Here is a 12,716-nt window from a genome sequence, read left to right as displayed (position 1 = left end):
CATAATAGTTTTATTTTCTTGTACATCGTTGATATTTACCTTATGAGCATTATCCATAGTATTTTTCTTAAGCCACCTCTCGTTTTAATTTCATTAATTATAACAGTGAGCAATTTCTTACGCAAGTTTAAAAACCACTGTTATAATTCTTTATATTAGTTATCTAAAGGAGGATTACGTTAATTATGAAAGATTTAAAGTTATCGGCACTTAACTTAGTGCCAATTCGTGAAGGTCAAAATGACCAGAATGCCATAGAAGATATGGTGACGTTAGCACAACAATTAGAATCCTTAGATTATGAGCGTTATTGGATTGCCGAACATCATAACGCGCCTAATCTAGTCAGTTCAGCGACCGCATTGTTGATCCAACACACTCTAGAACATACTTCAAAAATACGTGTTGGATCTGGAGGAATCATGTTACCTAATCATGCACCTCTGGTTGTCGCTGAACAATTCGGTACAATGGAAACAGTGTTTCCAAATCGTATAGATTTAGGTTTAGGTCGTGCACCAGGAACAGATATGATGACGGCTAGCGCGTTAAGAAGAGACCAGCATAATGGTGTTTATGAATTCCCTGAAGAAGTTGAACAATTGACAACTTATTTCGGACCAGCAAATAAACAGGCTTATGTTCGCGCGTATCCTGCAGTAAACAAAAACGTTCCTATTTATATACTCGGTTCTTCAACTGACTCGGCTCATTTAGCTGCGCGTAAAGGACTTCCTTATGTATTTGCGGGTCACTTTGCTCCTCAACAAATGAAAGATGCTATACAAATATATAAAGACTTATTTGAACCCTCAGAGGTATTGAGCGAACCTTATGTTATCGTTTGTTTAAACGCCATCGTCGCAGATACAGATGAGCAAGCTGAATATTTATCAACGACACAAGCGCAAGTGATGGTCAGTATAACTAGAGGAAGAATGCAGCCAGTTCAACCACCAACAGACGATTTAAGAGGTTTATTAACGCCTACTGAATTTGAATTAGCGAAACAGCGAATGGCACAATCACTCATAGGTTCAGAAGAAACTGTGAAAGCTAAATTAAATTCATTTATAGAAGAACATGGTGAGATAGATGAACTAATGGCAATCAGTTACATTTACGATCAAGATGCACAGGTAGAATCTTACCGTAAATTAAAACATGTGATTGAATCTCTATAACAGTATGTATATACAACGCTAATAAAATTCAATGCACTAGAGCGCGTAAGTGTACTATACATTGGAATATCAACTCAAGTAACAATTAAAAAGCACAACTTACTTTATAAAAGTAAGTTGTGCTTTTTATTTAATCGAATAAACTATTATTTTTCGTCTTTTTCTTTTTTATAATCTTTATTATCGTTATCACTGCCACCAGTGAATTTATCGATTTGTTCAGATGCTTGTTTAGCTTTTTCATTATCTGTATCTTTTAATTTATCTGATACTGTTTTTGCAGTTTCTTTTGCTTTTTCAGAGAAATTTTCAGCCATATGAATCGCTCCTTTTAATTAATTGAATTAGTGTAAATTATTTTTTAAATTTATCGATAACTTCGTTAGCTTTATCTTTTGCATTTTCTACAAACTCTTTAGCTTTACCTGAAGTTTTATCTTCTTTACCTTCGTTTTCTAATTCTTTATTATCAGTAACGTTTCCAACTGTTTCTTTCACATTACCTTTTGCTTGTTCAAATTTATTTTCATCTGCCATAATAATTACCTCCTTGCGATATATAATATACATACCACTCAGTAAACTAATTAAACATACAAATAAAAAATTTTTGTTTTTTACTAACATAGATATATAAACTATTAAAAATGATGGCTTACACATTAAATATAAAACATATAACCGTCTAAGTTATTAGTTTCTTTATACTCAGCTAAATATTTTAAAGATGTATTATCAAGTACATCTCTTACCGCATCTCTCATTCTGATCCAAAGCTGTTTCTGTGCAGGTGGTTCAGACTCTATGCTTTCGACAAAGGTAATTGGTCCTTCAAGTAAGCGTATAATATCACCAGCAGTAATTTCATCCGCTGGTACTCTTAATTGATAGCCACCTTTTGCACCACGAACACTTCGAATTAATCCGGCATTTCTTAATGTACCTACTAATTGCTCTAGATACAGATCACTTAAGTTGTTTTCTTCTGCTATCGATTTTAATGACACACATCCTTGACCTTCTTTTTTGGCAAGCGATATCATTAATGTTAACCCATATCTTCCTTTTGTTGAAATTTTCATTATATTACCTCACTTAATTCGAATACTATATATTAACATTCTATCATTTTTTAAGTTAATATAGAATAAGAAAGGTGTGAAAGATTTTGACAAATGAACCATTAGCTTCAAGAATGCGTCCAAATAATATCGATGAAATCATTTCTCAAGAACACTTAGTTGGACCAAAAGGAATTATTCGAAGAATGGTTGAAACTAAAAGACTTTCTTCAATGATATTTTATGGACCTCCTGGTATTGGTAAGACGAGTATCGCGAAAGCCATATCAGGAAGTACTCAATTTAAATTCAGACAGTTAAACGCTGTTACAAATACTAAAAAAGATATGCAACTCATTGTAGAAGAAGCAAAAATGTCTGGACAAGTTATTTTATTACTAGATGAAATCCACCGTTTAGATAAAGCGAAACAGGATTTTTTATTACCACATTTAGAAAATGGAAAAATTGTGTTAATCGGTGCTACGACGTCAAATCCCTATCATGCGATAAATCCTGCGATTCGATCTCGTGCTCAAATTTTCGAGTTATATCCACTTGACGAAAACGATGTCAGGGTATCATTGGATAGAGCATTAAATGATTCTGAAAGAGGTTTAGCTAGCTACAATCCAAAGGTCGATGAAGACGCTATGGCTTATTTTACAACCCAAAGTCAAGGTGACGTTAGGAGTGCATTAAATGCCTTGGAACTAGCCGTATTGAGTTCGGAAAATATTGATCAACAACGACATATTACTTTGCAAGATGCAAAAGATTGCCTACAAAAAGGCGCTTTTGTAAGTGATAAAGATGGCGACATGCATTATGATGTGATGAGTGCATTCCAAAAATCAATCCGCGGTAGTGATGTTAACGCTGCGTTACACTATCTTGCCCGTTTAATTGAAGCTGGGGATTTACCCACAATAGTTAGAAGATTACTTGTAATCAGTTTTGAAGATGTTGGACTAGCTTCTCCAAGTGCAGGTCAACGTACACTAGCTGCAATTGAATCAGCTGAAAGATTAGGTTTTCCTGAAGCTAGAATCCCATTAAGTCAAGCAGTCATAGAACTTTGTTTATCTCCAAAATCAAATTCAGGTATCAATGCGATTGATGCAGCCCTTTCCGATATTAGAAAAGGTCATGTTGGTCAAATACCAGATCATCTAAAAGACGGTCATTATGCTGGCGCAAAAGAACTTGGTCGTTCTATTGGTTATAAATATCCACATAACTATGAAAATGGTTTTGTCACACAACAATATCTACCAGATAAATTGAAAAATAGAATATACTATGAACCAAAAACAACTTCAAAAAGTGAGCAACAATTTAAAGCTGTGTTCGATCATATTAATCAATCGCAGCAAAAAAATAAAGGCTAAAGCCACATTACCTCAAATATGATGAAATCACTTTCTATTTTAATCCTTACAAATATGAAAAGCGCTAACCCAATGAAGATGGATTAGCGCTTTTTAATTTAGGCCTTATTATTACTTTTAATTGTTTAAATTAAACATCGCACAAAAATAGTCTTTTGTAGCACTTATTATTTTTTATCCTTAATTCTAGTTACAGGTATATCTTTTAAAATGTCATTAACAACGTAACTAGCACTAATTAAACCCACTACACTCGGTACAAAGGCATTAGATGAAGGTGGAATTTGTGCCTTTCTTGTTGAAGCATTTGCGTCTCCAACAGTTTCTTTAACATCTTCTCTAATGACGATTGGACTTTCATCAGAAAAGACCACTGGTATCCCTTTGGTTATACCTAATTTTTTTAATTTTCTACGAATGATTTTAGCCATTGGATCCATATATGTTTCTGAGATATCGGCAATTTGGAATTTTGTAGGATCTGTTTTATTTGCCGCACCCATGCTCGAAATCACAGAAATCCCTCTATCCAAACACTCTTTCATAAGATGAACTTTATACATAATTGTATCACTTGCATCGACAAAATAATCGATATCATAATTATTAAATAATTCCTCATATGTATCCTCAGTATAAAACATATGTAGAGGTGTCAACTTACAATCAGGATTAATAAGTTTAATGCGTTCCTCCATCAATGTTACTTTACTTTGCCCAATGGTTGTTGTCAAAGCGTGAAGTTGTCTGTTGACGTTAGTAATATCAACATCATCTTTATCTATAAGAATAATATGTCCAATATTAGTTCTTGCAAGTGCCTCAGCTGCGAATGAACCTACGCCACCTACACCTAAGATAACAACAGTCTTTTGTTTTAAAAGCGCCAGGCCTTCCTGACCGTATGCTAATTCATTTCTAGAAAATTGGTGTTTCATGTCATACTCCTTATTCATAAAAAATTATTTATTTTAAAAATCATATTGTCAAAATTATATTTTCGTCGTTCATGTATTTTAAAAGTATAGTTTATCGTTTAATATCAAAAAAATACGCAAGACCGAAGTCTTGCGTACCGATAGAGTCCGTTAGTGCCGTAGTTATAAAATGCTTGATCATTCGGCCTGCTTATAACAGGTGGGTGCCCTGTTTCTTGTTTTGCAAGTCCTCCTAAATGAGGCGTGTGCGCTGCAAGAAAACCCATTGGGCTCCCGGATCAAAGAGTGTTAGGCCCAAATATGAAGCAAACTTACGAACACTACAGATGACTATCTTATGGAATAATCATAACACAATATTAAAATATAGCAAGAATTAAAACTTCGTGAACATATTAATGACGTATACGTAATGATAGTTCTTCTAATTGATTTTCAGAAACTTCACTTGGTGCATCTGTTAATAGACACGTTGCTGAAGCCGTTTTAGGGAATGCAATCGTATCACGTAAATTCGTACGACCAGTTAATAGCATAACTAAACGGTCAAGTCCTAACGCAATACCACCATGTGGTGGTGCACCATATTTGAATGCATCAAGTAAGAAACCAAATTGTTCCTGAGCTTGTTCTTCAGTAAAGCCTAAGACTTCAAACATTTTAGCTTGCAGCTCTCCGTTATGGATTCTGATTGATCCGCCACCTAATTCGTAACCATTTAACACAACATCGTATGCATTAGCTTGTGCATTTTCAGGTTCGCTATCTAATTTTTCAATATCTTCTTGTTTTGGTGCTGTGAATGGATGATGTGCTGCAGTATAGCGTTTGAGATCTTCATCATATTCTAATAATGGCCAATCTGTTACCCACAAGAAATTCAATTTAGATTCGTCTATTAAGTCTAACTCTCTTGCAAGTTTAAGTCTAAGTGCACCTAAACTTTGAGCAACAACATTGGGTTTATCAGCAACAAATAATACTAAATCTCCAGATTCTGCATTTGTTAATGATTGTAATTTTTCAATATGTGTTGTTTCAAAGAATCTAGCGATTGGACCACTTAAACCGTCATCAACCACTTTGACCCAAGCCAATCCTTTAGCGCCATAAATATTTACAAATTCAGTTAATGCATCAATATCTTTTCTAGTATATTGATCAGCTGCCCCTTTTGCAACGATTGCTTTAACTTGGCCATCATTATTAACGGCATCTTTAAATACTTTGAAGTCCATCTCTTCGCCAAGTTCAGATACATTAATTAACTCCATTTCAAAACGTGTATCTGGTTTATCTGACCCATAACGTTCCATTGCTTCATTATATGTCATTCTTGGGAATGGACGTGGAATTTCAACATCTTTGACATCTTTTACGACATTTTGCAACATTTCTTCACCCATATCCATGACATCTTCTTGATCAACAAAGCTCATTTCGATATCGACTTGAGTGAATTCTGGTTGACGGTCGGCACGTAAATCTTCGTCACGGAAACATTTGACGATTTGATAGTATTTATCAAAACCACTAATCATTAATAACTGCTTAAAAATTTGAGGTGATTGTGGTAATGCATAAAACTCTCCATCATGTACACGAGAAGGTACAAGATAATCACGCGCACCTTCAGGCGTTGATTTAGTTAATACTGGCGTTTCGATATCAAAAAAGCCTTCTTTATCTAAATATTGTCTTATTGAACGTGTTGTTTGATGTCTCATTTTAAAAGTTTGTGCTAATTCTTGTCGTCTTAAATCAAGATATCTATATTTCAATCGAATGTTTTCATCAACATTTTGATTTTCTTCATTAATAGCAAAAGGTGGCGTTTCTGATTTATTAATGATATTGATTTCTGATACTTGCACCTCTACTTGACCCGTTGCAATTTTAGGATTGACTGTTTGAGGGTCACGTTTTTTAACTAGACCTTTAACCTCTACAACATATTCCGATCTTACGGTTTCAGCAGTTTTCAATGCTTCTTCAGAAAAATCTGGATTAAACACGATTTGTACATAACCTTCACGGTCACGTAAATCAACAAAAATTAATCCTCCCAAATCTCTACGGTTGTGTACCCAACCCTTTAATGTAACTTCTTGATCTAATAAAGATTCTGTTACTAAACCACAATATGTTGTACGTTTACTCATTTTATCTTCTCCTTATTTTTTAAAATAATTAACTAATTTATCTAAATCAACGCTTTCACTTTCACCTGTTTGCATATTTTTAACGTTAATTTTATTTTCTTGTAATTCTTGCTCACCAATAACAATTGTGTAATTAGCATTTAATCTATCCGCTTGTTTCATTTGACCCTTAACTTTACGTTGTAAGTAATCTTTATCTGCCTTAACACCATTTCGACGTAAATCATTAAGTAATTTAACTGCATATCGATCTGCTTCTTCACCCATCGTAACAATGAATAAATCAAAGTCATGTTCAGTATCTAGTTCAATGTTTTCTTCATCAAGTGCTAACAGTAACCTTTCAATACTTAAAGCAAAACCTATACCTGTTTGGTGAGGTCCATCTAATAACTCTAATAATCCATTATAACGACCGCCACCACATAAAGTTGTTATCGCACCATTATAGTTAGGATTATCAATCATTAATTCAAATGCAGTATGCGTATAATAGTCTAGGCCTCGTACCAAATTAGGGTCTTCAACATAAGGTACACCTAAGTCATCTAAATGTTGTTTGACATCTGCATAATACTGCTTAGATGTTTCATTTAAAAATTCTGTAATTCTAGGCGCAGTTTTCACTGCTTCTTTATCTTTATCTATTTTACAATCCAATATTCTCATTGGATTCGTGTGCAATCTTGATTGACAATCACTACAAAAGTCGCCAATAACTGGCTCGAAATGTTTAACTAAAGCTTCGTTATATTCATGACGTGAATCGATATCACCAATACTATTAATCACTAATTTTAAATGTTTTAACCCAAATGATTGATAAATGTGCATTGCCATAGCTAATACTTCAGCATCAATACCAGGGTTTTCAGCACCAATTGCTTCAACTCCAAATTGTGTAAATTGGCGATAACGTCCTTTTTGTTTGCGTTCATATCTAAACATCGGACCATTATAATAAAGCTTAATAGGTTGATTTGGTAAACCTTGCATTTTATTTTCAATGTATGAACGAACTACTGCAGCAGTCCCTTCTGGACGTAACGTAATGCTTCTATCACCTTTATCTTTAAAAGTATACATTTCTTTTTGTACAACATCTGTAGAATCTCCTACACCACGTGCAAACAATTCAGTACTCTCAAAAATAGGTGTACGAATTTCTTGATAATTATATACTTCCATTAATTCATCTAATCTTGCTTCTATAAAACGCCATTTTTTAGTTTCATTTGGTAAAATATCTTGCGTCCCTCTAGGTATATTGATCATAGAATCTCTCCTTTTATGCAATAAAAAAACCCTTGCATGACTAATAAGTCATACAAGGGACGAATTTCCGTGTTGCCACCCTAATTGGTTATAAGTTGTAATTTATAACCCACTTCTTACGATTAACGCTCGTTACGCGGCTTTTTTAAAAAGCACCTGTTCTTGTGTTATATATTTCTAACTTAATTTGCATAATTTTTCAGCCATGAATTATGTCTCTACACACTTAAAATGCTACCATTTCAATTAGAAATTTCAAGAATCATATCGGTTTTAATATAGAATTCATATTCAATGATAACGACTTTGTTAAAAATATGCAACCTTTTTATTCTGAAAAATACGCCCGTAGTCCTTCAACAATTGCTTGTTCTACAATATGACGATGTAATTTTTCTGTAATCATATCTTCATCTGTTGGATTACTAATATAACCTAGCTCTAATAAGACAGCAGGGACGTTTGTTTGTCTCAATACTTGAAAGTTTTCTTGTCTTGCGCCTTTATTGGTTAATAACGCTTTCTTCTGCAAGCTCGCACTTAAGGTTTCAGCTAATGCTTTTTGATTGTCTTTAAACCAATAGACTGTACTTCCATTTGCTTTGGAAGATTTAAGTGAATCATTATGTATACTAATATAAGCATCACCTTTAATATTACGGTCATCAAGTGTTACATAAGTATCAGACTCACGCGTCATACTTACTGTTGCGCCTTCTTTCTCAAGAAGTGCTTTTAATTCTTTAGCCGTTTTTAAAGTATATACTTTCTCTTTGCTTTTTTTGTGGGTATTACTTGATGCACCCTGATCACTACCACCGTGACCAGGATCAAGTACAATTGTTTTATCTTTTAATGGTTTAGCATTGGGATTCTTATCTGCTTGAATATTCAAATTGGTATGCCAACCTGCTACCCAACCTTTTTCTTTGTTATTACTGGATACAACTTCTATCCATTTACCAGTTTTGCCTATTTTATGGAAATTTTGTCCTTTGTCAATTGAATGTATTTCAGGATAAGCAGCGCTAGGTCCTGTTCTCAATTCAGCATCTTCAGTAATATAAATTGTACTACTGTCTTCGTCATTATGATTTAAGAAAGCAATGGTCATAAAAACAAAGAGTACAAATGCAACAACGACAATAAGTGTGGGGATGTTTCTAAGATTATGTTTTTCTAACCAATCATTGAACTTCTTCATATGATTTTGCCATCCTGACTTTCATAAATAATCGTTACAGGACCATCATTGGCAATATCAACAAGCATGTCTGTACCAAATTCACCGGTTAATACATTAATACCATATGAGCGTAAAGTATCATTGAATTGTTCATATAATTCATTAGCGCAATCAGGTGACATCGATTGTGTGAATCCTGGTCTATTTCCTTTTCTAACATCTGCATACAAAGTGAATTGTGAAATAGACAATATTTCTCCTTCAACTTGTTGTAAGTTTAAATTTAATTTACCATCTGCATCCTCAAATAAACGTGCATTAACAATTTTTTTCGCTAATGTAGCAATATCTGCTTCAGTTGATGATTTTCCTACACCAACTAATAAACAGTAGCCTTTATTTATTTTATTATCTACTGAGTCATTTGTGACTGAAGCGTGTTTCACTCTTTGAACTACGATTCTCATTTGGTTGCACCTCTAATTCCATACTCTAGTGACTGTGTATACATCGCCGAGCTGTTTAATTTTATCTACAACTTGGTAAACTTCATTTACATTTTTTACCATAACACTAATATTAATCACTGCATTTTTGTCAATATCTGAACGGCCTGAAACTTTGACTAAGTTGCTTTGTGTTGAATTGACAGCTTGTAATACTTCATTTAAAAGACCGTTTCTATCGTAAGCAGAAACTTCTAAATCCACTTGATAGCGTTGCGTTGAATCCTTTGAGCGTACCCATTCAACATGTATCAATCTTTCTTTTTCATTCTTGATATTTGGACAGTCCGTTCGGTGAACTTTTATGCCATGACCTTTAGTGATATATCCAACGATATCATCTCCGGGTATAGGATTACAACATTTTGATAATCTAATTAATACATTTTCAATACCTTCTACATATACACCACTATCGGTTGTAATATCATCTTTAATTGGTACAGATTTAGTAATTTCTTGTGCTTCATTCAAGGCTTTTTGTTTATCGATAATACGTTGTTTTTCAGTTAATTTATTGACTATTTGTAGTGCAGTTACGCCACCAAAGCCTACAGCTGCAAATAAATCATCTTCATTTGCAAAATTATATTTATCATTAACGACAGCGATATTATCATCCGTTAGCACGGTATCAACTCTAAAGCCTTGGTCTTTAATTTCCGCTTCAATCATGAATTTACCTTTTTCAATATTTGAAGAACGGTCTTGCTTTTTAAAGAAACTACGTATTTTACTTTTAGCACTAGATGATTTTACTATTTTCAACCAATCTCTACTAGGACCATAAGAATGTTTACTCGTTCTGATTTCTACTATATCACCAGTTTGTAACACATAATCTATCGGCTCAATTTTACCATTTACTTTTGAACCAATCATCTTATTACCTACTTCACTATGTACCGCATAGGCAAAATCGATAGGAACCGCACCATATGGTAATTCAATTACATCACTTTCTGGCGTAAATGCGTAGACTTTATCACTTTGCAAGTCAAATTTAAGAGTTTCCATAAACTCTTCAGCATCAGAAGTTGTATTATTTGTTTCAGCTAATTCCTTAATCCAATTCAATTTATTATTAAAATTTTGTGACTTCTCAGTTACTTTCTTACCTTCTTTGTATGCCCAATGTGCTGCAACACCGTGCTCTGCAATTTCATGCATTTCAAAGGTTCTTATTTGAATTTCTAATGGATCGCCATTAGGGCCCACGACTGTAGTATGTAATGACTGGTACATATTCTGCTTCGGCATAGCAATATAGTCTTTAAATCTGCCTGGCATTGGTTTCCATAATGTATGCACTAAACCTAACACAGCATAACAATCATTAATTGAATTGACGATGATACGTATTGCTAATAGATCAAAGATTTGATCAAATTGTTTCTTCTGTTTAACCATTTTTCTATAAATGCTATAGATATGTTTAGGACGACCATTAATATCCCCTACAATATTCATACTAGTTAAATCAGACTGAATTTGATTAATCGCGTTTTGAATATACTCTTCTCTTTCACTGCGTTTCTTTTTCATGAGATTCACGATTCTAAAATATTGTACAGAATCTGTATATCTTAAAGCCGTATCTTCTAATTCCCATTTAATCGTATTAATCCCTAATCGATGTGCTAATGGTGCATAAATTTCTAATGTCTCTTTAGAAATTCTAATTTGTTTTTCCCTTGGCATTGCTTTTAATGTTCTCATATTATGTAATCGGTCTGCTAATTTAACTAAGATAACTCGAACATCTTTAGCAATAGCAATAAATAATTTTCTATGATTCTCTGCTTGTTGTTCTTCTTTAGATCGATATTTCACTTTTTTTAATTTTGTTACGCCTTCAACAATTACTGCAATTTCTTCATTGAACATGCCTTTCACATCATCAAATGTATAAGGTGTATCTTCAATTACATCGTGTAAGAAACCTGCAACAATCGTTGGACCATCTAAATGCATTTCCGTTAAGATACCTGCAACTTGAATTGGATGCATAATATAAGGTAATCCATTTTTTCTAAATTGGCCTTCATGTGCTTCGTAGGCTATATGATAACTTTTTAATACAAATTCATAGTCCTCTTTTGATAAATATGATTTTGCTTTAGATAGTACTTCATCTGCACTATATGGATATTCATTGTTCACTTAAGACACCCCTATACTAAATATTAATCGCTATTAGATACCCAGTATTATATTTCGTTAGCTTCAATAGCTTCTATTCATTGTATTATTTTCGATTATAACGTTTTTTTACGTTATTAGGCCAAATTTTGTATAATAGTTATATAATACTACATGTTATTAAATAAATAAATGCGTAGGCCATACGAATAATAAAATCCAGTTTAAAATTATTCTAATTTTCATTTCAAAGTATCATTTAGAACAGTCTATATTTGAATAAATAAAAAAGCCAGATAGCACATGCCTTAAAATGTGCATATCTGACTTCTTTTACTAGATTAATTTAATCTTCATATGAAATTAAACTCATTACATCATAGTCTTTAATTTTTTCAATACCGTTTAAGTATTTTAATTCTATTATGAATGCGATGCCAACAACAATGCCACCTAATTTTTCAACAAGTTTAATAGCAGCTTCAATTGTTCCACCTGTAGCAAGTAAATCATCCGTGATTAATACACGTTGTCCTGGTTTTATAGCATCTTTGTGCATTGTTAACACATTCGTGCCATATTCTAAATCATATTCATAACGGATAACTTCGCGTGGAAGTTTGCCTTCTTTACGCACTGGTGCAAAACCAATGCCCATTGAATATGCCACTGGACATCCAATGATGAAACCACGCGCTTCAGGTCCAACAATAATATCTACGTCTCTAAGTTTCGCATATTCAACAATTTGATCAGTAGCGTAACCATACGCTTCTCCATTATCCATAATTGTCGTTATGTCTTTAAAATTCACACCCGGTTTTGGCCAATCTTCAACTTCAGATACATATTGTTTTAAATCCATTCAAAC

The 12,716-nt window shown here is 33.4% G+C and carries 12 protein-coding genes and 1 other RNA gene; 2 read left to right on the top strand and 11 right to left on the bottom strand.

The annotated features are described in order from the left end of the window. The first annotated feature begins 185 nt into the window (after nucleotides 1-185). Nucleotides 186-1,184 carry an LLM class flavin-dependent oxidoreductase gene (locus ACM6UH_RS06985; RefSeq protein ID WP_048787233.1) on the top strand — a complete coding sequence of 333 codons (999 nt, stop codon included), beginning with the start codon at nucleotides 186-188 and terminating at the stop codon, nucleotides 1,182-1,184. Nucleotides 1,185-1,330: 146 nt separating this feature from the next. Here the strand turns inward: ACM6UH_RS06985 and ACM6UH_RS06980 are convergent, their stop codons facing one another. The 3 genes from ACM6UH_RS06980 to cymR all read right to left on the bottom strand — a co-directional run bounded on the left by ACM6UH_RS06980 (nucleotide 1,331) and on the right by cymR (nucleotide 2,266). After that, nucleotides 1,331-1,501, bottom strand: a complete 171-nt coding sequence (locus tag ACM6UH_RS06980) for a hypothetical protein (protein WP_011302961.1) — start codon at nucleotides 1,499-1,501, stop codon at nucleotides 1,331-1,333. A 37-nt stretch (nucleotides 1,502-1,538) separates the two neighbouring features. Beyond that, the gene (locus ACM6UH_RS06975) at nucleotides 1,539-1,721 is read right to left on the bottom strand and encodes a CsbD family protein (RefSeq protein ID WP_002483111.1); all 183 of its coding nucleotides are present in this window, start codon (nucleotides 1,719-1,721) and stop codon (nucleotides 1,539-1,541) included. Nucleotides 1,722-1,846: 125 nt separating this feature from the next. After that, complete coding sequence (gene cymR, locus ACM6UH_RS06970; RefSeq protein WP_002483110.1) at nucleotides 1,847-2,266, bottom strand: cysteine metabolism transcriptional regulator CymR; 420 nt, start codon at nucleotides 2,264-2,266, stop codon at nucleotides 1,847-1,849. Nucleotides 2,267-2,352: 86 nt separating this feature from the next. Here cymR and ACM6UH_RS06965 point away from each other — a divergent pair, with 86 nt between their 5' ends. Beyond that, nucleotides 2,353-3,636: a replication-associated recombination protein A gene (locus ACM6UH_RS06965; RefSeq protein WP_011302960.1), complete on the top strand. Its 1,284-nt coding sequence runs from the start codon at nucleotides 2,353-2,355 to the stop codon at nucleotides 3,634-3,636. A gap of 167 nt (nucleotides 3,637-3,803) precedes the next feature. Here ACM6UH_RS06965 and ACM6UH_RS06960 read toward each other — a convergent pair whose 3' ends face one another. From ACM6UH_RS06960 to ACM6UH_RS06925, 8 genes are all read right to left on the bottom strand, one after another. Then, the gene (locus ACM6UH_RS06960; protein WP_047503958.1) at nucleotides 3,804-4,574 is read right to left on the bottom strand and encodes a tRNA threonylcarbamoyladenosine dehydratase; all 771 of its coding nucleotides are present in this window, start codon (nucleotides 4,572-4,574) and stop codon (nucleotides 3,804-3,806) included. Nucleotides 4,575-4,714: 140 nt separating this feature from the next. After that, nucleotides 4,715-4,906, bottom strand: a non-coding RNA gene (ssrS, locus tag ACM6UH_RS06955) — 6S RNA. 63 nt (nucleotides 4,907-4,969) lie between these two features. Next, nucleotides 4,970-6,736 carry an aspartate--tRNA ligase gene (aspS, locus tag ACM6UH_RS06950; RefSeq protein WP_011302957.1) on the bottom strand — a complete coding sequence of 589 codons (1,767 nt, stop codon included), beginning with the start codon at nucleotides 6,734-6,736 and terminating at the stop codon, nucleotides 4,970-4,972. 12 nt (nucleotides 6,737-6,748) lie between these two features. Further along, nucleotides 6,749-8,011 (bottom strand): histidine--tRNA ligase, encoded by a 1,263-nt coding sequence (hisS, locus tag ACM6UH_RS06945; RefSeq protein ID WP_433911946.1) that lies wholly within the window; start codon nucleotides 8,009-8,011, stop codon nucleotides 6,749-6,751. A gap of 328 nt (nucleotides 8,012-8,339) precedes the next feature. Next, on the bottom strand, nucleotides 8,340-9,215 hold the full coding sequence (locus ACM6UH_RS06940; RefSeq protein ID WP_011302955.1) for an N-acetylmuramoyl-L-alanine amidase: 876 nt from the start codon (nucleotides 9,213-9,215) through the stop codon (nucleotides 8,340-8,342). Continuing rightward, nucleotides 9,212-9,664 (bottom strand): D-aminoacyl-tRNA deacylase, encoded by a 453-nt coding sequence (dtd, locus tag ACM6UH_RS06935; protein ID WP_011302954.1) that lies wholly within the window; start codon nucleotides 9,662-9,664, stop codon nucleotides 9,212-9,214. The genes ACM6UH_RS06940 and dtd overlap by 4 nt, the downstream gene beginning before the upstream one ends. 12 nt (nucleotides 9,665-9,676) lie before the next feature. After that, nucleotides 9,677-11,866 carry a RelA/SpoT family protein gene (locus tag ACM6UH_RS06930; protein ID WP_002483103.1) on the bottom strand — a complete coding sequence of 730 codons (2,190 nt, stop codon included), beginning with the start codon at nucleotides 11,864-11,866 and terminating at the stop codon, nucleotides 9,677-9,679. Between the two features lie 325 nt (nucleotides 11,867-12,191). Next, nucleotides 12,192-12,710 carry an adenine phosphoribosyltransferase gene (locus tag ACM6UH_RS06925; protein WP_002483102.1) on the bottom strand — a complete coding sequence of 173 codons (519 nt, stop codon included), beginning with the start codon at nucleotides 12,708-12,710 and terminating at the stop codon, nucleotides 12,192-12,194. Nucleotides 12,711-12,716: the final 6 nt, after the last annotated feature.

The organism is Staphylococcus sp. LKG4-2, assembly GCF_050955665.1.
GTDB classification, from domain to species: Bacteria; Bacillota; Bacilli; order Staphylococcales; family Staphylococcaceae; genus Staphylococcus; species Staphylococcus saprophyticus.
Note: the sequence above shows the minus strand (reverse complement) of the source record. Positions and strands in the feature narration are given on the sequence as shown.